At 70.6% G+C, this 21,824-nt stretch carries 14 protein-coding genes and 1 pseudogene; 6 read left to right on the forward strand and 9 right to left on the reverse strand.

The features are described from left to right. Window positions 1-100: 100 nt before the first annotated feature. The 4 genes from NE857_RS10355 to NE857_RS10370 form a co-directional block, all read right to left on the reverse strand. Window positions 101-1,567 carry a glycoside hydrolase family 3 protein gene (locus NE857_RS10355; protein WP_254420798.1) on the reverse strand — a complete coding sequence of 489 codons (1,467 nt, stop codon included), beginning with the start codon at window positions 1,565-1,567 and terminating at the stop codon, window positions 101-103. 148 nt (window positions 1,568-1,715) lie between these two features. Further along, a complete protein-coding gene (locus NE857_RS10360) occupies window positions 1,716-2,597 on the reverse strand; it encodes a carbohydrate ABC transporter permease (protein ID WP_254420799.1) in 882 nt (293 codons plus the stop codon). Continuing rightward, a complete protein-coding gene (locus NE857_RS10365; RefSeq protein WP_254420800.1) occupies window positions 2,594-3,574 on the reverse strand; it encodes a carbohydrate ABC transporter permease in 981 nt (326 codons plus the stop codon). The genes NE857_RS10360 and NE857_RS10365 overlap by 4 nt, the downstream gene beginning before the upstream one ends. An 84-nt stretch (window positions 3,575-3,658) precedes the next feature. Further along, window positions 3,659-4,948 carry an extracellular solute-binding protein gene (locus tag NE857_RS10370; protein ID WP_254420801.1) on the reverse strand — a complete coding sequence of 430 codons (1,290 nt, stop codon included), beginning with the start codon at window positions 4,946-4,948 and terminating at the stop codon, window positions 3,659-3,661. Between the two features lie 264 nt (window positions 4,949-5,212). On the opposite strand from NE857_RS10370, the gene NE857_RS10375 reads away from it, so the two are divergent. After that, entirely contained in the window at window positions 5,213-6,427 is a 1,215-nt protein-coding gene (locus NE857_RS10375; protein ID WP_254420802.1) for an ROK family transcriptional regulator, read from the forward strand. Between the two features lie 90 nt (window positions 6,428-6,517). On the opposite strand, the gene NE857_RS10380 is transcribed toward NE857_RS10375, so the two are convergent. The 3 genes and pseudogenes from NE857_RS10380 to NE857_RS10390 form a co-directional block, all read right to left on the reverse strand. After that, window positions 6,518-8,230, reverse strand: coding sequence for a serine/threonine-protein kinase (locus tag NE857_RS10380; RefSeq protein WP_254420803.1), 1,713 nt, complete (start codon window positions 8,228-8,230; stop codon window positions 6,518-6,520). 102 nt (window positions 8,231-8,332) lie between these two features. Continuing rightward, window positions 8,333-8,811 (reverse strand): annotated as a pseudogene (locus NE857_RS10385) (GNAT family N-acetyltransferase). Between the two features lie 111 nt (window positions 8,812-8,922). Further along, window positions 8,923-13,482, reverse strand: coding sequence for an ATP-dependent helicase (locus tag NE857_RS10390; RefSeq protein WP_254420804.1), 4,560 nt, complete (start codon window positions 13,480-13,482; stop codon window positions 8,923-8,925). 130 nt (window positions 13,483-13,612) lie between these two features. Here NE857_RS10390 and NE857_RS10395 point away from each other — a divergent pair, with 130 nt between their 5' ends. The 3 genes from NE857_RS10395 to NE857_RS10405 all read left to right on the forward strand — a co-directional run bounded on the left by NE857_RS10395 (window position 13,613) and on the right by NE857_RS10405 (window position 16,829). Next, entirely contained in the window at window positions 13,613-13,807 is a 195-nt protein-coding gene (locus NE857_RS10395; protein ID WP_026116346.1) for a DUF3046 domain-containing protein, read from the forward strand. 180 nt (window positions 13,808-13,987) lie between these two features. Beyond that, window positions 13,988-16,204: an intein-containing recombinase RecA gene (gene recA, locus NE857_RS10400; protein ID WP_301184324.1), complete on the forward strand. Its 2,217-nt coding sequence runs from the start codon at window positions 13,988-13,990 to the stop codon at window positions 16,202-16,204. Next, window positions 16,197-16,829 (forward strand): regulatory protein RecX, encoded by a 633-nt coding sequence (locus tag NE857_RS10405; RefSeq protein WP_254420806.1) that lies wholly within the window; start codon window positions 16,197-16,199, stop codon window positions 16,827-16,829. Before recA ends, NE857_RS10405 begins: the two co-directional genes overlap by 8 nt. 68 nt (window positions 16,830-16,897) lie before the next feature. Here NE857_RS10405 and NE857_RS10410 read toward each other — a convergent pair whose 3' ends face one another. Both NE857_RS10410 and NE857_RS10415 read right to left on the reverse strand, forming a co-directional pair. Further along, a complete protein-coding gene (locus NE857_RS10410; RefSeq protein ID WP_254420807.1) occupies window positions 16,898-17,707 on the reverse strand; it encodes a hypothetical protein in 810 nt (269 codons plus the stop codon). Continuing rightward, window positions 17,704-19,827, reverse strand: coding sequence for a S9 family peptidase (locus tag NE857_RS10415; protein ID WP_254420808.1), 2,124 nt, complete (start codon window positions 19,825-19,827; stop codon window positions 17,704-17,706). The genes NE857_RS10410 and NE857_RS10415 overlap by 4 nt, the downstream gene beginning before the upstream one ends. Window positions 19,828-20,211: 384 nt before the next feature. On the opposite strand from NE857_RS10415, the gene NE857_RS10420 reads away from it, so the two are divergent. After that, the gene (locus tag NE857_RS10420; RefSeq protein ID WP_254420809.1) at window positions 20,212-21,264 is read left to right on the forward strand and encodes a TAXI family TRAP transporter solute-binding subunit; all 1,053 of its coding nucleotides are present in this window, start codon (window positions 20,212-20,214) and stop codon (window positions 21,262-21,264) included. 50 nt (window positions 21,265-21,314) lie between these two features. Further along, window positions 21,315-21,800 carry a DUF1850 domain-containing protein gene (locus tag NE857_RS10425; RefSeq protein ID WP_254420810.1) on the forward strand — a complete coding sequence of 162 codons (486 nt, stop codon included), beginning with the start codon at window positions 21,315-21,317 and terminating at the stop codon, window positions 21,798-21,800. The last annotated feature ends 24 nt before the right edge of the window (window positions 21,801-21,824 follow it).

Genomic DNA, 21,824 nt, shown 5'->3' on the forward strand with positions numbered 1-21,824 from the left:
GACCGTCGCATCCGGAGAAGGCCGTCGGCCCGGTCCCTGGAGGAGTGGGGGACCGGGCCGACGGCGGAGGAAGGTCGCGGAGAGGGAGCAGCCCCGGGACCTACTGGGTGGCCTTGAGGGCGCCCGCGGAGCCGAGGAGCTCTGCGGCGCTCAGTCCGTTGACGTGCGCGGCACCGTACGTACTCACGTAGGCGCCGCAGTCGGGGCGCCAGATGGGCAGGCCCATCTCCACCACCACGGCCTTGGGCCGGGCGCTGAGCAGGGCACTGACGAACTCCTGGGTGCTCGGGTAGCGGTGCGCGTCCCGGACCACGACGACCAGGTCGCGGTCGGCGGCCGCGGCCAGCACCGCGGCGGGTTCGTCGGCCTCGGGGGAGAGGCGGACGGTGTCGCGGAACCAGGGGGCCAGGCCCCACGGCACCTCGCCGACGGCGATCCCGGCGGGGGCGTCCACCTCGACCACGTACGGGTTGTCCAGTGGCGGGACGTCACCGTCCACCCGGGTGGCGCGGCGGGCCCCGGTCAGCCCGACCGTCTCGGTCACCTCCGCGGTCGCCTTGGTCTCGGCGGACTCCTTGACCCAGTCGCGCAGCCGGGCGTTGCGCTCGGCGGCCTCCTCCAGGCGCTCGCCGCTCAGGCGGCCCTCACGCACCGCCTGGACCAGCGCGGAGCGGACCTGGGCGACCTGGTCGGCGTAGACGAACCGGCCCAGACACAGCAGGTCGCAGCCGGCGGCCACCGCGAGCACGCTGGCCTCGGGGATGCCGATCTCGCCGCTCACGCCGCGCATGTCCATGGCGTCGCTGACCACGACCCCAGTGAAGCCCATCTCCTTGCGCAGCAGGTCGTTGAGCAGGGCGCGGTTGAGCGTGGCGGGGCCCTCACCGCCCAGACCGGGCAGCTCGATGTGCGCGGTCAGGATGGAACGGACCCCGGCGTCGATGGCGGCCCGGAAGGGCAGTAGTTCGCGGCGGCGCAGCAGGTCGGCGTCGGCCTCCACCACGGGCAGCGTGTGGTGCGAGTCCTGGGAGGTGGCGCCGTGGCCGGGGAAGTGCTTGGCGCAGGCGGCCACCCCGGCCTCCTGGAGGCCCTGCACGGAGGCGGCGGCGTGCCGGGCGACCAGCTCGGCGTCGGACCCGAAGGAACGGGTGCCGATCACCGGGTTGTCGTCGGCGACGTTGACGTCCACCGAGGGCGCCAGGTCCAGGTTGAAGCCCATGCCGGACAGCTGGACTCCCAGTGCGCGCAGGGTGGCCCGGGTGAGGTCGGTGTCGTCCACCGCGCCCAGGGCCGCGTTGCCGGGGTAGTCGCTGCCCCGGGCCTGGCCGATGCGGGTGACGTCGCCACCCTCCTCGTCCAGGGAGATCAGCGGGGTGTCCGTGGCCTCGCACAGGCTCGCGTTGAGCGCGGTGACCTGCTCGGGGCTCTCCAGGTTGTTGTGGAACAGGCAGACGCCGGAGATCCCGTCCGCGAGCCCGTCCAAGATCCATCGGGGGGCCTGGAGGGACTCGAAGGGCACCAGCAGCGTGGCGTTGGCCAGACGCTCCAGTGTCGGGTCGTGCGGCATGACGAACTCCGTTCGGTGAGCAGAGGTGCCCGGGCGAGGGCAGACGCGTGGCGGGGAAAGGGGTGCGTTGGTGGTGCGGTCCCGGGACGGGCTCCGGTGTGGTTGGTCGGTGTGGCTGGTGGAGCCCGCCCCGGCGGTGTTGGGGCGGTCAGCCCTTGACCGCGCCCATGGTCAGGCCGGAGACCATGCGGCGCTGGACGAAGAGGAAGAAGATCATCACGGGGACGGTCAGCAGGGTCGATGCGGCCATGATCGACCCCCATTCGATGGACACCGCGCCGAAGTAGTACTGCAGGGAGATCGGCAGGGTGTAGGCGCCGGTGTTGTTCTGCAGGAACGTGAAGGCGACGAGGAACTCGTTCCACGCGGTGATGAACGCGAAGATGCTCGCGGCTGCCAGGCCCGGTGCGACCAGCGGCATCAGGATGCGCCAGAAGATCGTCCAGCCGCTGGCGCCGTCGATGGCCGCGGCCTCCTCCAGCTCCTTGGGCACCGCCGACACGAAGTTGCGGATCATCAGGATGGTGATCGGCAGCGCGACCGCGATGTAGATGACGAACACACCGGTCAGGTTGCCGACCAGCTCCAGGTCCAGGGCGTTGCCCAGGTGGAAGAAGTTGATGAACAGCGAGATGATCAGTGCCTCGACCGGGACCATCTGGATCACCAGCAGCATGATGATGAACGCCGAGCGCAGTTTGAACTTGAACCTGGCCACGGCGATCGCGGCCAGTAGGGCCAACAGGGCGGCGAAGGCCACCGAGCCCACGGTCACGATGAGGCTGTTGGTGAGGAACGACCAGAAGGAGGTGCCGGGGATGAGCACGCCCGACAGGACCCGCTCGAAGTGCTCGAAGGTGATCTCGCGTGGGAAGAGAGTGGGCTCACGGGTGAAGATCTCCCCGGTGGGACGCAGCGCGGTGGCCAGGACCCAGTAGACGGGGAAGACCGCGAAGATGAAGACCGCGAGGGCGGCGAGGTAGGCGCCGCCCCTGCCGAGCCTCTTGCGCAGACGGTACACGTTGTTCATCGGGTCTCCTCCTGGCGGATCATGGCGCGCAGGTAGTAAGCGCTGATCACGAGTACCAGGACGGTCATGATCACGGCGATCGCCGACCCCATGCCGTAGTTGGGCGGGGTCGAGGCGAAGCCCAGTTGGAAGATGTAGGTCGGGATGAGGTGGATGTCCCGGTTGGTGATGCCGCCGGCCAGGATGAACAGCTGCGTGAAGATCCGGAAGTCCCAGATCACCTGGAGGATGAGCAGCAGTGCGAAGAGCGGCCGCAGCATCGGGAAGGTGACGTTCCAGAAGCTGCGCCAGGCGCTCGCACCGTCGATGCGCGCGGCCTCGTAGAGCTCGTTCGGGATGCTCTTGAGCCCGGCCAGAACGCTGATGGCCACGAACGGGAACGACTGCCACACCACGGTGATGACGAGGATCGGGAACAGGGTCTCCGGTGAGTTGAACCAGTTGAACTCGTTCCAGCCCGATCCCACCAGCCAGGTCGGCAGGCTGTTGAGGATGGTGTTGACCAGCCCGTATCTGGTGTCGAACAGCCAGCGGTAGACGATGGCGGCGCTGATCACGGGTGTGGCCCAGGCCAGCATCAGGCCGAGGCCCAGGGTGGTGGAGGCCCACTTCGGCAGCTTGTGCATCAGGATGCCGACGAGTGTTCCGAGGATCATCGTCAGGACGACCATGGACAGGCAGACGATGATGGTGTTACGGAAGACCGACCAGAAGCGCTCGTCGGTGAGCACGTAGATGTAGTGGCCGAAGTTGTTCCATTCGGCCTCCTGCCCTCGCAACTGCTGCAGGCCGTAGTCGTGCAGCGAGATGTACAGCATCTGGCCGATGGGCCAGAGCAGAACCACGGCCAGCACGGTCAGTGCGGGCAGGATCAGGAAGTAGGGAACGAACCTGAGGCGCGTGCGGCGCGACAGGCCCGACCTCCGCCCGGGCCGTTGGGCCTCGGGCTCCGTGGGGCGTTCCAGCGTTTGTGTCATGAGCCGTTCCTGGCGGGTTGAGCGGGGGCGGCCGCCGTGCGGGCGGCCGCCCCTGATGCGTGCGTGGCGAACACGCGGTGGTGGCTACTCCTCGTCGCGGTTGAGCGCCTCGGTGAGCTCTTCGTTCAGCTCGGGGAGGACGTCGTCCGCGGACTCGCCCTCGGCCAGGCGCTGCACCGCGTTCTGGATGGTGGCCAGCTCCCACTGGACGTGGCCCCAGTTGGCGGTGTCGGGGAACAGTCGCAGGTCACCGGTGGCCTGGGTGGCGGCACCGGCCAGAACCGGGTCCTCCTGGAAGGCGTCGCTCTCCAGGACGTCCTCGAACGTCGGGAACATCGACGACACCTCGTTGTAAGGCAGGGCGTTCTCCTTGCTGTTCAGCACGGTGATGTAGTCGAACGCGGCCTCGGGGTACTCAGAGGTGCCCCACACGGCGAGGTCGGAGCCGCCGCCGAAGGCGGGGGCCATGCCGTCCGTGCCCGGGATGGGCGCGGTGGCCCACTGGTCCGCGTGCTCGTCGTTGAGCTCCTCCAGCTGGGGCTTGGCCCAGGGGCCGTCGATGAACATGCCGATCTCACGGTTGACGAAGTCGGCGTGGGCGCAGTCGACCTCGTTGAGGCCGATGCAGGCGCTCGGGGAGACACCGTCGACGGTGAGACCCGCGTAGAACTCCAGGGCCTCGGAGGTGGCGTCGGACTCGAGCTGGCCGACCCACGCACCACCCTCCTGGGTGGCGAAGTCGCCGCCGTTGGCCCATACGAAGCTGGCGATGCCGTTCATGAAGTCGGTCGGTGCGGCGAAACCGGGAACGCCGTACTCGTCCTCGATATCCGCCGAGACCTCGAGCAGATCGTCCCAGGTCTCCGGTGCCTCGTGGCCGAGTTCGTCGAGCCAGTCCGTGTTGTACCAGAGGGCGCGGACGCCGCTGTACCAGGGCACGCTGTACTGGGCGTCGCCGAAGGTGCCGTTCGCGAACGCTCCTTCGAGGAGGTCCTCTGCCTCGTCCCAGCCTTCGACGTACTCGGAGACGTCGTAGAGGGCCTCGGCATCGGCCCAGGTGGCGACCTGGTCGTTGCCGATCTCGACGACGTCGGGGCCGCCGGAGACCATAGCGGTCTGGAAACGCTGGCTGAACTCGCCCCAGGGAATCCACTGGACGTCGACGTCGGTGTCCGGGTGGATGTCCTGGTACTGCTCGGTCACCGTGTCCATGAAGGCGTTCTGGTCTTCGCTGGCGTCACCCATGCGCCACACGGTCAGGGTGTCGGGTGCGTCGCCGGAAGCGTTGCCGCCGTCGCCGTCATCGGAACCACCGCCGCAGGCGGCCGCGAGCATGACCACGGCCGAAGCCAAGGCGATCTTGGGGAACCTCATGTGAACCTATCTCCCTTCGCACCACGCGCCGGGGCTCGGCGCCTGTGCCCGAGACAACCTGGGATCATGGACAGATCCGGTTGTCTCGATGTCTCTGGTGGGGGTGTGCTGAGACAGCACTGCACTGCTTTGGGCCGCCCCTCCGGCGCGGGTACCGGTGGTCCGAATATCGTTGCGGACCTGCCGGGACGTGACCTCCTGTGAGGTTGTGAGCTAAATTAACAGGAAACTTTCCTAATAAAAACAGGGTGAGGTGTCACGGTTATGTCTCAACGTCCGGGGACTCCCCGGCTGCTGCGCCAGCTCAACGACCGCGCAGCACTGGAACTCCTACTATCCGGTGGTCCGCTGACCAGGACCCAGCTAGGGACGAGGACCGGCCTGTCGAAGGTGACGGCCTCCCAACTCCTGTCCCGTCTTGAGGAACGCGACCTGGTGCGGGTCGTCGGCAGCCGGGCGGGCGGGCGCGGACCCAACGCCGCCCTCTACGCCGTGGTCCCCGAGAGCGCCTACGTGGCGGTACTCGACGTCAGCGCGGGGCGGGTCACCGCCACCATCGCCGACATCACCGGCCAGATCATCAGCGACGTCACGGTCGACCCCAGCGCCTCCGACGACCCCGTCGCCCTCGTGCACACCGCCGTGATGCGCCTGGTCGAGACCGCCGGGGTCCCCCTGGACAAGGTCCGGGCCTGCGTCATCGGCACCCCCGGCGTCGTCGACCCCCGCACCGGCGACATCCGCTTCTCCTTCGACCTCATGTCCTGGCACGAGGGCGTCCTGGAGGCCCTGCGCGCCGACCTCAAGCGTTCGGTCATGCTCGAGAACGACGTCAACCTGGCCGCCCTGGCCGAGCACTCCGAGGGTGCGGCCACGGGCGTCGACGAGTTCGTGCTCATCTGGCTCAGCGCCGCGGGCGGTGTCGGTATGTCCACGATGATCGACGGCCGCATCCACCGCGGACGCTCCGGCGGCGCGGGCGAGATCGGCTACCTGCCGGTGCCCGGCGCGCCGATGCCGGTGGACCTCGGCCTGTCCGGGGGATACGAGTCCCTCCAGGACCAGGGGGACCGGGAACTGCCGCACGGTTTCCAGGCCCTGGTCAAGGCCAAGCAGGTGGTCAGGCTCGCCGCCGAGCACGGGATCACCGGCGGCGACGTCACCGAGGTCGTCGCCGCCGCCTCGGCCTCCGACAGCCCCGAGAGCGACGCCTTCCTCGACGCCTTCGCCGACCGGCTCGCCCGGGGTGTGGCCGCGGTCAGCGTGATCATCGACCCCGGGCTGGTCGTGCTGGGCGGCGACGTCGCCAAGGCGGGCGGCGCCAAGCTCGCCGAGCGGGTCCAGGCGGCCACCGCGCGGATAGCGCCCAACGTCACCGAGGTGGCCCTGGGTTCGGTCGAGGGCAGTCCGGTCGTGCGGGGCGCGCTGTTGCACGCCCTGGAACACGCGCGCGACGAGGTGTTCTCCTCCACGGTCTGACCCTGGAGTCTCGATAGTTGTCAGGACAGCGGTCCGCGCCCCGGCGCCCTCACCCGCCGGGGCGCGGAGCGCTGTCCGCCCACGGCCCGCTCAGCCGTCGCCGGGGCCCGGGGAGAAGGAGTCGATCATCGTCTGGAAGTCGTCCTGGTACTCCTCGCGCAGTTCGGCGGGGAAGTTGAAGCTCAGCCGGTAGGACAGGCGGCGGTCCTCGTCGGTGATCGACTTGGAGAACATCCAGCGGCCTGGCACCTCGCGCTCCTCGTGGTGGAAGAGCACCTCGTACACGGCGCCCTCCATCCCGGGGGGCACCCGCACCGGTTCCAGCCGCTGCTGCTCCACGTCGCTGTAGGAGTCGTCCTCCTCGAGCAGCGTCTGCATCCGCCGCATCGCGCCCTCGGCGTCGTAGACGAGCAAGTCGTACTCGGTGACCACGACCGTCGCCGTACCGGTCTCCACCCCGGTCTCCAGCTCCAGGGAGGTCAACCGGACCGCCGAGCTGCCCCCGCCGCCGGCATCACCGTCCCGGACCTCCCAGTCTTCGGGCAGGACGAACTCGACCACGCCGTCGTCGTGGTGCACGAAGCCCTCGGGGGTGTCGTCGGTGACCGGCTCGGTCGTCTCGGCGGTGGGTTCCTCACTCGGGGAAGGAGAGGGCGTCGGGGACGGCTCCTGTGCGGCCGGAACGCCGTCGGCGGCCACCTCGGCCCCCTCGGAACCGGGCAGCACGGCGCGCAGGGTCAGCCCGACCAGGACCAGCAGGGCCAGGACCGCGGCGCCGCCGATCCACAACGGCGCACGTGACCGCCGCGGAGCCGGGGCTGATGGGGACACGGGAGCAGCGGTGGCCGCGGGCGGGGAAACGAAGGAGGCAGCGGCCGCCGCCGTGTTCGCGCCCACGGGGTGGTTCGGACCCGAGTCCGAACGGTGCGGCTCGGCCTCGGGGGCGTCGAGCACGGTCAGCGCCTGCTTCGGGAGCAGGCGTCGCCGCGGGTCCCGTTCCAGCAGTCGGCCCACCACGGAGGCCAACCGGCCACCGGCGGGCACCGGCGGTACGGGCTGGGTCAGAACGGCGGTGAGGGTCGAGGTGAGCGTGTCCCGCTTGAAGGGCGATTCCCCGTCCAGGGCCGCGAACAGGGTCGCGCCCAGGCTCCACAGGTCCGAGACCGCGCTGGTCTCATCGTTCTCCAACCGCTCGGGTGCCGCGTAGGCCGCGGTACCGAGGATGGTCCCCGTACCGGTCAGCGCCGTGCCCCCGTGGTCGGGCAGGTTGGCGATCCCGAAGTCGGTCAGCACCGGGCGTGCGCCGTCCTCGGTGAGCATGATGTTGGCGGGCTTGACGTCGCGGTGGATCACCCCGGCCCTGTGCGCGGCCCACAGGGCGCCCAGCAGCGGGCGGGCGATCCGCTCCACCTCGGCCTCGCTCATGGGCCCCGAACGCTTGAGCCGGTCGCTCAGCGACTCGCCGTCCAGCAGCTCCATGACGATGTAGGGGACGCCGTCCTCCTCCAGGACGTCGTGCACGGTCACCACCGACGGATGGGCTATCCGCGCCGCCGCCTGCGCCTCGCGCACCACCCGCGCCCGGGCGCGCTCGCGCTCGCGGGGCGGCATGTCGTAGGGGAGGTGGACCTCCTTGATGGCGACCACCCGGTTCAGGCCGGTGTCATGGGCGCGCCACACCGTGCCCATGGCGCCGCTACCCAGTTCGCTCAGGAGCTCGTAGCGGCCCACGGACCTGCGCGGGCCGTGCTCGGAGAGGTTCTGAGTGGGACCTGAGGGATCGGGGGGATCAGTGGGGACCATGCACCCATCTTCCCAAACTCCTGAACCCGGACAAAACCGCAGGTGAGTGCTGGTGCGAAAGCCGCACTCAGGCAGAGGTTGGCGGCGGGGCGGCAGCCGGGGTCAGCGGACCGGCAGCGCCCGGACCATCGCGGTCCGGGGACGGACCATGATCCCGGCAGCCTCCTCTGCCTCCCACTGACGGGCCAGGTCGGGGCCCATTCCGCCCGGGGGAGCACGGCGAAGCCCCGGCGCTCGTACCAGGGTCCGTTCCAGGGCAGGTCCCGGAAGGTGGTGAGGGTGACCCGGTCGCGCCCGGCGTCGGCCGCGTCGGCGCAGACCGCTTCCAGGAGGGCCCCGCCGGTCCCGCGCCGCCCGTGGTCGGGGTGGACGGCCAGCTGTTCCAGGTGGGTGGTCCCGTCCAGGGTGACGGTCGCGGCCAGTCCGCGGACCCGGCCTTCGGCCACGGCCACCAGCACCCGTTCCACGTGGCCGAGCATCTCCCGGGGATCGTCCGGCGGGAGTTCGAGCCCGGCGTCGGCGAAAAGCGTGTCCGCCGCCAGGGAGACCTCCACCAGTTCGTCGGCGTCCCCGGGTTCCATCGGACGGATCACGGCTGACAAGGCCACCCCCACACTGTCTGTTCGCAGGCCAGGGGGTGATCCTCGCGGAACCCGGCGGATTCTGCCAGGGGTTTTGCGGGCCTTCGGGGTTCAGCGGCGCAGGCGCAGACCCTTCGGGGTCACGTGGAAGCCCGCCGACACCAGTGCGGTGTCCACCGGGGTGCCGAACACCTCCGCGCCGTCCGCGCGCTCCACCGTCAACGACTCCACCGCACCCGTGCGCACCAGCTCCGCCACGGCGCGGGCGGCCCGATCCAGCAGCGCCGGAGACGAACCGAAGGTCAGCACCGAGCGCCCGCCCCGGCCCAGGTAGAGGGTGAGTCGGCCGCCGTCGATCACCACCAGCGCTCCCACCGTGCGGCCCGGGCGGTGCGACTGACCGATGCCCTCCGAACCGGCCGGCCAGGCCAGCGCCGCTCCGAACGGGTTCGCGGGATCCGTGGCGGCCAGCACCACCGGGGTTTCGGGGGCACCGGGTTCCGCACCGGAGACGGCCCGCAGCCGGTCCACCGCGCCGGGCAGGGCGAACTGCGCACCGCCCAACCCTTCCACGAAGTAGCCCCGGCGGACCTGTCCGGCCTCCTCCATCGACCGCAGCACCCGGTACTCGTCCGGTGAGATGCCCCGCCCCTGCCGCCCCTTGAGCAGCAGCCCGTCGCGTTCCAACCGGGCCTCCACCCGGGCCAGTGTGCGCCGGGTGGGGTCCGGATCGGGCACCGGCAGCGCCGACCAGCGGCCCGCCGCCGTGGGCGGGCCCGAACGGGTGGGCATCACCGGGCGCCGCCGGGCGCGGGAGGAGGACCGGCGCGGCGCGGGCCCGGCGCCCAGCACCGCGCGCAGCGGGGCCAGGGTGTCGTTGGTGACACAGCCCGACCACACCAGCTCCCACACGGCCGTCACCAATTCGGCGTCGGAGACCACCGCCCCGCCCAGAGCCCGGGCCACCCGGTCGGCGACGTCACGGAAGAACAGCGCCCCGCCCTCCCGCAGCACCCCCAGGATGGTGTCGGCCAGTGTGCCCTCCTGGGGAGAGAAGGGTTCGGGCAGCAGCAAAGGTGCTTCATCCGCGGGGACCAGGGCCAACCAGCCGTCCTCACCCGGCAGCGTCCCGGTACCGGCCCACACGACCTCACCGGCCTGGGTGAGCGCGTCCAGCCCGGCCGGGGAGTAGCCCTCCACCCGTGCGGGCAGCACCGTCGATTCCAAAGCTGACGCCACCAGGGGCGCGCCCCGCAACGACTCCACCGCCTCGAACACCGCGTCCGGGCCGCGCAGCCGCTCACCCGGCACGGCCCGCTGCCACAGCGGCAGGAACCGGGCCAGCCCCGAGGGGGCCACCGGCTCGACCTCCCGACGCAGCCGGGCGACCGACCCCCGCCGCAACCGGCGCAGCACGTCGTCGTCACACCACTCGGTGCCCGCGCCGCCGGGCCGGAACCCGCCCCGCACCACCCGGCCGCGCCGGACCATCTCCCGCAGCGCGCCCTCCACCACGTCCGCGGCCAGACCCAGCCGTTCAGCGGCCTCCGCCGAGGTGAACGGCCCGTGCGTGCGCGCGTACCGGGACACCAGGTCCGCCACCGGTGCCGCCACCGGTTCCAGGAACACGGCAGGCACCCCGGGCGGCGGTTCGGCGCCCAGGGCGTCGCGCAGCCGCGCCACGTCCTCCACAGCACACCAGCGTTCGGACCCGGCCACCCGCATCCGCACCGCGCGCCCGACCGACGCCAGTTCGGACAGCCACTCCTGGCGCGCACCCCGCTCGGCCGCCTCCGCGGTGCTCAGCGGGCCCACCTCCCGCAGCAGATCGGCGGCGCCCTCCAGGTCCTTCACCGGGGCGGCCAGCCGCTGCAACAGGGCGCCGGTGTGCGCCACCACCTCCGGGTCCAGCAGCTCCCGCAGGTCCGCGCTGCCGAGTAGATCCGCCAGCAGCGACGGATCCAGGGTGAGCGCCTGCGCACGCAGCTCGGCGGCCGGGGCGTCCCCCTCGTACAAGAACGCCGCCGTGTACTCCATCAGCAGCGACCGGGCGAACGGCGAAGCCCGCCGGGTCTCCACCTCCACCACCCGCACCCGCCGCGCCCGCACGTCGGAGAGCACCTCCGCCAGCGCGGGCACGTCGAACACGTCCCGCAGGCACTCGCGCACCGTCTCCAGCACGATCGGGAACGACCCGTACCGGCCCGCCACCGAAAGCAGGTGCTGGGACCGCAACCGCTGCTGCCACAGCGGCATCCGCCGGTCCGGGCGCTGCCGGGGCAGCAGCAGCGCCCGCGCCGCGCACTCGCGGAACCGGGACGCGAACAGCGCCGACCCGGTGAGTTCGTCGGTGACCAGCGCCTCCACCGTCTCCGGGGGTATCGACACCAGGTCGGCCAGCTCGCCCGCCCGGCCGATCCCGCCCAACTCCACGTCCGGCAGGCGCAGCACGATCCCGTCGTCGCCGTGCACCACCTGACCGTCCGTACCGAACCGCTCGCGCATCCGCCCGGCGATGGCTAGCGCCCACGGCGCGTGCACGCGTGCGCCCAGCGGGGAGTGCACCACCGCCCGCCAGTCGCCCACCTGGTCCTTGAAGCGCTCGATCACCACCGTGCGGTCGTCGGGCACACTCCCGGTGGCCTCCCGCTGCTCGGCCACGTACTCCACGAGGTTGTCGGCGGCCCACCCGTCCAGCCCCGCCGCGGCGGCCAGCTCACGCCCGGCATCGCGGTCGCGTCCGGCCAGATCACGGGTCATGGCGCCGACCGCCTTTCCCAGCTCCACCGGGCGACCGAGCGCGTCCGCCTTCCAGAACGGCATCCGGCCGGGCCGCCCGGGCGCGGGGGAGACCATCACCCGGTCAGCGGTGATCGCCTCGATCCGCCACGAGGTCGAACCCAGCACGAACACGTCGCCCACCCGCGACTCGTACACCATCTCCTCGTCCAGCTCACCGACCCGGGTGGGCGCCCTCCCGCCGGTTCCGCCGCTGTCCGAGGCCAGGTGGACCCCGTACAGGCCCCGATCCGGGATGGTGCCGCCGCTGATCACCGCCAGCCGCTGGGCGCCCGGCCGGGCCCGCAGCACGTCCTCCTCGCGGTCCCACACCACCCGCGGGCGCAGCTCGGCGAACTCGTCCGAGGGGTAGCGGCCCGACAGCATGTCCAGCACCGACACCAGTACCGAGTCGGCCAGATCGGCGAAGGGGGCCGCCCGCCGGACCAGGTCGGCCAGCTCCGCCACCGGCCGATCGTCCATGGACACCATCGCCACGACCTGCTGCGAGAGCACGTCCAGGGGGTTGCGCGGCATCTCCAACCGCTCGATCCCGCCCGCACGCATTCGCTCGGTCACCACGGTGGTCGCCAGCAGGTCGCCCCGGTACTGAGGCAGGAACACCCCGCGCGAGGTCTCGCCCACCTGGTGCCCCGCGCGCCCGACCCGCTGGAGCCCGCTGGCCACCGACGGCGGAGCGGCCACCTGGACCACCAGGTCCACCGCGCCCATGTCCACGCCCAGCTCCAGGCTGGAGGTGGCCACCACGCAGCGCAGCCGCCCCTCCTTCAGGTCGTCCTCGACGAGCGCTCGCTCGGCCTTGGACATCGACCCGTGGTGGGCGCGGGCGATCACCGGTGCCCCGCCCCGGCTCTGTTCGGACTGCGCGATGACCTGCGCGGCGACCTCCTCGGCGGGGAGACCGCCGTCGACGCGTTCGGCGTACAGGTCGTTGAGCCGTGCGCACAGCTTCTCCGCTGTGCGGCGGCCGTTGGTGAACACGATGGTGGAGCGGTGCGCCTCGACCAGCTCCAGGACCCGGCGCTCCACGTGCGGCCACACCGAACCCCGGGCCATGGTGTTGCCCGCGCGCGGGTCCGGGGACAGGCCCTCGGCGGTCGCGGGCGGGCTGCCCGGATCGTCCAGGTCCGGGACCGGGGCCTCCACCCGCAGCTCCATGTGCGGGGTGTCCGGCGGCGCGACGATCGTGGCTGGTCCGGCTGAGGTACCGCCCAGATACGCGGCGACGGTCTCGCGCGGGCGGACGGTGGCGGACAGGCCGATCCGCTGTGCCGGGCGGTCCAGCAGCTCCGACAGGCGTTCCAGACTCAGTGCCAGGTGCGCGCCGCGCTTGGTCCCGGCCAGGGCGTGCACCTCGTCGACGATGACCGTCTCCACCCCGGACAGCCCTTCACGGGCCTTGGAAGTGAGCACCAGGAAGAGGGATTCGGGGGTGGTGATGAGCACGTCCGGCGGGTGGGCGGCCATCCGGCGCCGTTCCTGGGCGGGGGTGTCCCCGGTGCGCACGCCCACGGTGACCGGGGACAGGCTCTCGCCCGAAGCCTCGGCCGCCGCAGCGATCCCGGCCAGCGGTTGGCGGAGATTGCGCTCCACGTCCACCGCCAGGGCCTTGAGCGGTGACACGTACAGGACCCGGCAGCGCCTGGCGCGGTCCTGGGGAACGGGCGCGTGGGTGAGCCGGTCCAGGGACCACAGGAAGGCCGACAGCGTCTTTCCGGAGCCGGTCGGCGCCACCACCAGGGTGTCGTCGCCCGCCGAGACCGCCCGCCAGGCCTGCGTCTGGGCTTGGGTGGGGCCGTTCGGGAAGGCCCGTTCGAACCAGGCCCGGGTCGCCGCTCCGAAGGGTTCCAGGGGGTCACGCGCTCCGCTCATCCCGCCAGTCTGCCCAAGGGCTACGACAGACCGGGGGAGGACACCCGGGGCCGGGGCCGCCGGAGAACCGCCCGGACCCGTCCTGTGGACAACTCCCCGGCGCTTGCCCCGTTCACCCATACTGGAGCCGATGAGACTCACAGCTTTCTGGAACAACATGCACGCCCAGTTCGGGGAGGGCTACGCACACAGCCTCGCCAAGGACTTCGTCATCGAGCAGCTCGGCTCCCGCACCATCAACCAGGCGCTGGCCGACGGCATCGGGGTCAAGGAGGTCTGGCGCGCCGTGTGTGACGCGTTCGACCTTCCCGCCTCCGTCCGCTGACCTCACCCGACCCCGCCACACGTAAAAACCGAGATGGTCGGGGTTTGCGCCGGACTTCGAACATGAGTTCGGGTAGTCTGGGTTTTCGGCACCCGGACGTCGAACGTCGTGATTGTCGTACCGACCGCGTAGCGTCTTTCCATCATGAAGAAAAAGACATCAACCCAACAGGGGAACCCCGTGGCAGCAGCAGGCCAAGACAAGGCTCTCGAGACAGCGCTCGCGCAGATCGAGCGGCAGTTCGGCAAGGGCTCCATCATACGGTTGGGCGACGACGAGCGCCCGCCGATCGAGGCGATCCCCACCGGCGCCATCGCCCTGGACGTCGCCCTGGGTATCGGCGGCCTGCCCAAGGGCCGGGTCGTCGAGGTCTACGGCCCCGAGTCCAGTGGTAAGACCACCGTCGCCCTGCACGCGGTGGCCAGCGCCCAGAAGATGGGCGGCATCGCCGCCTTCGTGGACGCCGAGCACGCGCTGGACCCCGAGTACGCCAAGAAGATCGGCGTCGACACCGACAACCTCCTCCTCTCGCAGCCGGACACCGGTGAGCAGGCGCTGGAGATCGTCGACATGCTCATCCGCTCCGGCGCCGTCTCCATCATCGTGATCGACTCCGTGGCCGCCCTGGTGCCCCGCGCCGAGATCGAGGGCGAGATGGGCGACAGCCACGTCGGCCTCCAGGCCCGGCTCATGTCCCAGGCGCTGCGCAAGATCGCCGGTGCCCTGCACACCACCGGCACCACCGCGATCTTCATCAACCAGCTCCGGGAAAAGGTAGGGGTGATGTTCGGGTGCATGAACTACAGCACCCGGGTGACCCTCGCCGACGGTACGCAGGAGAAGATCGGCAAGATCGTCAACCAGAAGATGGACGTGGAGGTCCTCTCCTACGACCCCGAACGGGACGAGGTCGTCCCCCGTCGTGTCGTCAACTGGTTCGACAACGGCGTGGCTGACCACTTCCTCCAGTTCACCGTGGCCCGTTCGGGCAAGAACGGGCGCTCCCAGTTCGCCGCGACACCCAACCACCTCGTTCGGACCCCGGGCGGATGGCGTGAGGCCGGAGAGCTCCTTCCCGGTGACCGGGTGCTCACCGCGCAGACGCACTACCTCAACGAGCAGCAGCGACAGGTGGTCTTCGGCTCCCTGATGGGCGACGGAAACCTCTCCCCCAACACCAGTGGGCGTGACGGAACGCGCTTCAGGATGGGGCACGGGGCGGCGCAGGCCGACTACCTCGACTGGAAGGTCTCCCTGCTCGGCAACATCGGGTGCAGCCGGACCAGCAATGACAAGGAAGCGGTCTTCGCTGACTTCACCCCGCTGCCCGAGCTCGCAGAGTTGCGTGAAGCCGTGTACTTCGGGGACGGAAAGAAGCACCTGAGCTGGGAGTACATCAAGGCGCTCACCCCGATGGCGTTGGCTGTCTGGTACATGGACGACGGTTGCTTCACCGTGCGGTCCAAGGGCGTGCAGGCCCGAACCGAGGGTGGCAGCGGCCGCATCGAGATCTGTGTCGAGGCCATGAGCCCCGGGACCCGAGACCGTCTCGTCGACTACCTGCGCGATACCCACGACCTTGACGTCAAGCTGGTCGCACGCGGCAGTGCGCGCAAGTACTTCATCCAGTTCACCACGGCGGCCAGCGCCCAGTTCCAGAAGCTGGTGGCGCCGTACGTGCACGAGTCCATGGCCTACAAGCTGCTGCCGCGCTACCAGGGACAATGCCAGGTGGCCCCGGAACTCTCCGAGCCGGTGGAACGTCTGGTGGCCTCTGAGATCCTGGACATCCAGGTCAAGCCGGAGACCCGCAGCATGCACAAGTTCGACATCGAGGTGGAGGGCAACCACAACTACTTCGTCGACGGCGTCATGGTGCACAACAGCCCGGAGACCACCACCGGTGGTAAGGCGCTGAAGTTCTACGCCTCGGTCCGCCTGGACGTGCGCCGCATCGAGACGCTCAAGGACGGCACCGACGCGGTCGGCAACCGCACCCGCGTCAAGGTCGTGAAGAACAAGGTCGCGCCGCCCTTCAAGCAGGCCGAGTTCGACATCCTCTACGGTGTCGGCGTCTCCCGCGAGGGCAGCCTCATCGACCTGGGCGTCGAGCACGCCATCGTGCGCAAGTCCGGCGCCTGGTACACCTACGACGGCACCCAGCTCGGGCAGGGCAAGGAGAACGCCCGCAACTTCCTGCGCGAGAACGTCGATGTGGCCAAGGAGATCGAGAAGAAGATCAAGGAGAAGCTGGGCATTCCCGGTTCGGGTGATGACAGTGCCTCCGCCCCCGCCAAGGACGAGGCCAAGGCCGACCCGGCCAAGCCCGAGGAAGCCAAGGCCCCCGCCAAGCGCCCCGCCGCCAAGACCACCAAGGCCGCCGCCCCGGATGCGTGAGCGGCGCTGGTCAGCTGACCGTACCGGAACGGCCGAGACCGATCCGGTGAGCGCCGACGAGGAAACCCCTCCGGGCGGGTCCGCCCCGCCCGGAGAGGACCCCGGTAACGGGCAGACCGAGGACAACGCAGACCTGGAGAACAAGGCCAGGAACCTCGTCCTGCGGATGCTCACCCACTCCCCGCGCACCCGCGCCCAGCTGGAACGCTCCCTGCACCGCAAGGAGTACCCGGGCGAGGTGGTGGAGAAGGTCCTCAACGGCCTCGACGAGGCCGGGCTGATCGACGACGCGGCCTTCGCCCAGGCCTGGGTCAACTCACGGCAGTACAGCCGACACCTGTCCCGCCGTGCCCTGACCCAGGAGCTGCGCACCCGCGGTGTGGAGGAGGAGACCGTCCGCGAGGCGGTCGCCGAGGTCAGCGACGAGGACGAACAGGACGGTGCCCGTGCCCTGGCCCGCAAGAGCCTGCGGGGCAGCCGCACCAAGGATAAGGAGGCCCGGATCCGCCGGGCCCTGGGCGTCCTGGCCCGCAAGGGCTACCCGGGGGGCCTCTCCTACCGCATCGTCCGCGAGGAACTGGAGCAGGAAGGCTTCGAAGCCGACCTGGACCACCCCGGCTTCTGACCCCGCGGGTCCCGAAGCACTCGGCTGGAACGTCTGGGCGGGTGGGCACCCTGCCGTGGCTCAGGAACTCAGAGCCCGTCTGTTGTCCCGTCGGGCGACCGCGGTGCGTTACCTCTGAGGGGCGGCATCCGAGTGCCCTGGAAGTCGGCCCAGTGGGTCAGGGTCGGGGCCAGTTTGGCGGCGGTTTCTGGGCCGCTGTGTTCCAGTTCCCCGATGAGGACCGTGACCAGGGCGGACAGGGCTCGGCTGATCTCCGGGGCCGTCAGGGAACGGGGCAGGGTCGGTTCCAGCGACCGCGTGAACTCCTCCGGGAGCAGGTGGGCGCCCTTGGCGTACTCCGTGGGCAGGCCCAGCCGCAGGCAGGAGAGGCTGATGACCTGGGTGCGCAGCGCGCCGAGCCAGTGCTCGGCCTGCCACAGGCGTCCGCGCTCCAGGCACACGCGTACGTGCCGGGTGTGGTGCCAGGCGAGGCCGACCAGCAGGTCGTGCTGGGGCGCGGGGAAGGGCTCGCGTGCGGGGTCCGGGCCGAACACCGCACGCCAACGCGGACCACGGGCGCCGTACTCGGTCTCGGGGAGGAAGGAAACATCGGCCTCCACCCCGTTGGCCAGCAGATACACCCGGATGACCCGCGCGTCCGCGGTGGGCAGGTCCCAGTGGTGCAGGACCCCGAACTCCGAGTCCAGCCACCGCGTCCACTCGGCCGCCACGGACTCGGGCGGGTGAGCCACGCCCAGCGCCACATCAACGTCGGACCAGCGGTCGGTGTCACCGATGCCGAGCGAACCGGTGAAGGCCGCGGCGAGCACCGCCTCGTCCGCCCGGGCCCGTTCGACCAGCCGGTCCCGGACCCGGGCGAGGGCCTCGGAGCCGCTCACTCCCGCTCCGCCGTCGTCCTCTCGACCGGAGTGTGCTCCACCGGTTCCCGGACCACCGGCTCGCCGGTTCCGGCGGTCACACCGGAGACCGGGGTGACCTCGGGGAGCGGCTCGGCGACGGGCAGGTCGTCCTCCGGCTCCGCGGTGCGGGGTTCGGGGGGTTCGGTGGTCAGCTCCATCGGGGCCACGTCCGGCTCGAAGCCGAACACCTTCGCGTAGAAGGCCAGCTCCGTCTCCAGGGTGCGCACCCGCGCCGCCTCGGTGCGGAATCCGTGCGCCTCGCCCTCGAACTCCAGCAGCGCGTGCGGAACCCGCCGCTCGCCCAGCGCCGTCGCCATCCGGAAGGACTGGTCGGGGGTGACCACCTTGTCGTCCAGGCCCTGGAACAGCAGCACCGGGACGTCGATCTCGCCGATCCGGTTGATCGGAGAGCGCTCCCGGTAGGTCTCCACGAAGCCCGGCAGCGTTCCGATTAGGGTGTCCAGGAAATGTGACTCGAAGTCGTGCGTGGTCTCGACCAGCCCCAGCAGGTCGGCCACACCGAAGTACGACACCCCGCAGGCGAAGGTGTCCCCGGTCAGCGCCAGCAGGGCGGTGAGGCCGCCCGCGCTCGGGCCGCGGATGGCCAGGCGCTCGGGGTCGGCCAGCCCCTGCTCCACCAGGGCCCGGGCCGCGGCGGTGCAGTCCTCGACGTCCGCCGCGCCCCACTCCTTGTGCAGGCGCTTGCGGTAGGAGCGCCCGTACCCGGTGGAACCGCCGTAGTCCACGTCCACCACACCGATCCCGCGGCTGGTGAAGTAGGCCTTGACCAGGTCCAGTGACCGGTTGGCATGGCCGATCGGGCCGCCGTGCGCCCACACTACGTACGGGGCCGGGCCGTCGGAGGAGACCTCGGGGTTGGTGGGCGGGTACACGTTGGCGTGCACCGTCGCCCCGTAGCGGCCCGGCAGTGTCTCTATGTGCGGTTCGGGCAGGTAAGCGGGGTCCACCGGCTCCGCCACGGACCGCCGGAGCACCTCCACCGTGCGCTGGACCGGGTCCAGCCGCACCAGGCAGCCCGCGGTGTCCGTCGAGGCGGCGATCGCCACCACGCTGGTGCCGTCCGAGTCCAGCTGTGACCACGAGGTGAGTTCGGTGCTGACCGGCTCCAGGTCCAGGGTGTCGGGGTCGTACACGCTCGGCCGCATCGCGGTGTCGCCGTGCAGGGCCACGATCTTCCCCGAGTCCAGCACACGGAAGCAGCGGTCGCCCAGCCGCCACGGCGGGGAGTGGAACTCCTCCTCCGCCGGGTAGAGGGCGATCGCCTGGCCCTTGAGCCCGGCCTGGTAGAGGTTCCAGAAGCCCGGCCAGTCCGAGGCCAGGTACAGCGTGGCGTCGTCCGCCCAGACGGGGGAGAGCACGGACTCGTCCACCCCGCCCTTGACCGTGTACTCCCCGACCAGTCCGGACTCGGCCAGTTCGCCCACCCGCAGCTCGGTGCCGTCCCAGGGCATCCTCGGGTGGTTCCACCGCACGTAGGCCAGGCGGGTGCCGTCCGGGGAGAGCGTGGGGGAGGCGTAGAAGTGCGCTCCCGAGACCAGCTCACGGATCGCGGCCGGGTCCTGGGCAGCCCGCCCGGAGAGCGGGACCGACACGATCGAGCGGCGAGCGGTGCCCTCCGCGTGCTGTTCGCGCACGCACAGCAGCTGCTTGCCGTCGGTGCTCAGCGAGGGGTCGGCGTAGCGCAGCGCCCCGGGCACGACGGGCTCGGGGGTGAGCGGGACGGGTTCCCTGGCGCCGCGTTCCAGCAGGTACAGGCGCTGGTCCGCGGAGTTGGCGAAGACCACGCCCACGCGGGCGATGGCCTTGTCGTCGCGGCGGGGAACCGGGAGGTAGGAACGGCCGCCGTACTCGTGCACCCTGGTGCCCACGCTCCAGGGGTCGGGCAGCAGGTCGTGCACGGTACCGTCCGCGTCGCGCCGCACGAGCGTCGTACGGCCCTCCTCGGCCGGGCGGTACTCCTCCCACCAGACCTCGTCGCCCAGAACGGAGGGGTACGCCATCTGGTGCACGCCTCGGGCGACGTCACCGGCGCTGATGGGTGATGGCCAGGAGCCGTGGGGGCTCGACAGTTCAGACATGTCCCGCTCAGGATGGGTCGTGGGTGTGATCAGATGACATGTCGACCTTAGTGCCCAGGTTCCGGTTGGGGGAGGCCGAAAACCACCCTGTATCGCTCCCGGTTTCCGTCACCCCCGCCGTGCCCGCTCCGGCGCGTCGTCACTCACCCGACAAGCCTTGTCCGGTAACGCTTAGCGGGAGTGTGAACACGACCCGGACATCGTTTTCCTTTCGTGACGCCGGTGACACAGGCGAGGCAGGGTGGGGAGTTTATGATTTCGCGGATATCACGTGGTGGCAGATGGGTATCGGGTGGCTCCGGATACGGGTCGGTTCGCGCCGATTCCGAGCCGAACGCCCGGGGAGGGAACATCGTCACCGAACTGCTAGAGAGGATGCCAGCGATGAGCAAGGGACGCAGGACCGCTCGGATCTCCGTGGCGATCGCCGCGGCCGGCGTGGTCGCGTTGTCCGCGTGCGCGGCGCCGGACGACGTCGAAGGTCCGGGCTCCGGCAACGGCGACGGGGACGTGGAGGAAGTGTTCCTCCAGCTGGCGACCGGTTCCACCGGCGGCACCTACTACCCGCTCGGTGGTGAGATCGCCCAGCTGTGGGGTGACAACATCGACGGCCTCCAGGTGGACACGTTCGCCACCGGAGCCTCCGTGCAGAACCTCAGGGCTCTGGAAGGCGCCACCGAGGACGACGAGGCCGGCGCGATCGACCAGAGCGAACTCATCATGTCGGTCAACGGCGTGGCGATGCAGGCCCAGAACAGCACCGGTCCGTTCGCGGACGAGCCGCTGGCCAACCCGGACGACCTGTACGCCATGGGCAACATCTACCCCGAGGTCATGCAGGTCGTCGTCCGTGCCGACTCGGACATCGAGACGATCGCGGACCTCGAGGGTGCCAACGTGGAGATCGGTCCGCCCGGCAGCGGTACCGAGGTGGCCGCCCGGCAGATCCTCGAGGCCTACGGCCTGGACCCGGACAGCGACATCAACGCGTTCGACAGCACCTTCGGCGACGCGGCCACGGCGCTCGGCGACGGTCAGGTCGACGCCGCGTTCGGCATCCTGTCGGTTCCCGCCGCGGGCATCATGGAGGTCTCCGCGAGCAACGACGTGCGCATCCTGGCGGTCGACGGCGACGAGGCCGAGCAGCTGATCGAGGAGGACCCCAGCTACAGCCCGCTCACCATCGACGGCGGCACGTACAACGGTCAGGACGACGACGTCGTCACCCTCACCCAGTGGGCGACCCTGTACAGCACGTCCGCCCTGGACGAGGACCTGGCCTACGAGCTCACCCGCGTGATGTACGAGGAAGCGGGTTCGATCGGCCACGACGTCGGTAGCCAGGTGGTGCTGGAGACCGCTCTCGACGGTCTCGGTGACATCGAGGTCCACCCGGGGTCGGCCCGGTTCTTCGAGGAGCAGGGCGTCCTCGACTGATGATCCTCCAAGGCGGGGCCGTCCGGTGGATACCGGGCGGCCCTGCGCTTGTGCTGGTTCTGTTGATGCTGACGGTGCTGTTGAGCGACTCCGCCGGGCCCGGGCCCGCCTGGTTCGGGGCTCGGGGACACGAGACCGGTGACGTGCTCCTGAGCCTGCCGGTCGAGCTGGGCCAGCGCGTCGAGCTCGTCCACACGCACTCCGTGCACCGGCGGCCGGTACACGAGGTCTACTCGGTCTCGGTCTCCGACGGGTTGCTGATGGAGGAGATCCGGTTCGACGCGCACGGCGCCAACCTGCCTTCGGGGCCCGAAACCATCGGCGGCGTGACGACGACCTTCGAACGCGTGGGTTCCGGGTACCGCGCCGATCACCACGGGCGCCCCCTGGGGACGGTCAGGATGGTGGTCGGCAGCGGGGACGTCGACCACCGTCTGGTGGTCGCAGACAAGGAGATCCGCCTACTGGACCTCGCCGAACCGGGCACGAGGATCGAGTTGTACACCTGGACGCACCTGCGTGATCCGGGTGAGTGAGCTGACGGCCGGGGAGGTCCCCGC

Source organism: Nocardiopsis exhalans, assembly GCF_024134545.1.
Classification (GTDB): domain Bacteria; phylum Actinomycetota; class Actinomycetes; order Streptosporangiales; family Streptosporangiaceae; genus Nocardiopsis; species Nocardiopsis exhalans.

Coding starts and splice junctions, on each gene's coding strand:
- NE857_RS10380 (WP_254420803.1), bottom strand. CDS start 8,230: ATGGTCCCCACTGATCCCCCCGATCCCTCAGGTCCCACTCAGAACCTC.
- NE857_RS10365 (WP_254420800.1), bottom strand. CDS start 3,574: ATGACACAAACGCTGGAACGCCCCACGGAGCCCGAGGCCCAACGGCCC.
- NE857_RS10355 (WP_254420798.1), bottom strand. CDS start 1,567: ATGCCGCACGACCCGACACTGGAGCGTCTGGCCAACGCCACGCTGCTG.
- NE857_RS10390 (WP_254420804.1), bottom strand. CDS start 13,482: ATGAGCGGAGCGCGTGACCCCCTGGAACCCTTCGGAGCGGCGACCCGG.
- NE857_RS10360 (WP_254420799.1), bottom strand. CDS start 2,597: ATGAACAACGTGTACCGTCTGCGCAAGAGGCTCGGCAGGGGCGGCGCC.
- NE857_RS10370 (WP_254420801.1), bottom strand. CDS start 4,948: ATGAGGTTCCCCAAGATCGCCTTGGCTTCGGCCGTGGTCATGCTCGCG.
- NE857_RS10405 (WP_254420806.1), top strand. CDS start 16,197: ATGCGTGAGCGGCGCTGGTCAGCTGACCGTACCGGAACGGCCGAGACC.
- NE857_RS10415 (WP_254420808.1), bottom strand. CDS start 19,827: ATGTCTGAACTGTCGAGCCCCCACGGCTCCTGGCCATCACCCATCAGC.
- NE857_RS10420 (WP_254420809.1), top strand. CDS start 20,212: ATGAGCAAGGGACGCAGGACCGCTCGGATCTCCGTGGCGATCGCCGCG.
- NE857_RS10375 (WP_254420802.1), top strand. CDS start 5,213: ATGTCTCAACGTCCGGGGACTCCCCGGCTGCTGCGCCAGCTCAACGAC.
- NE857_RS10395 (WP_026116346.1), top strand. CDS start 13,613: ATGAGACTCACAGCTTTCTGGAACAACATGCACGCCCAGTTCGGGGAG.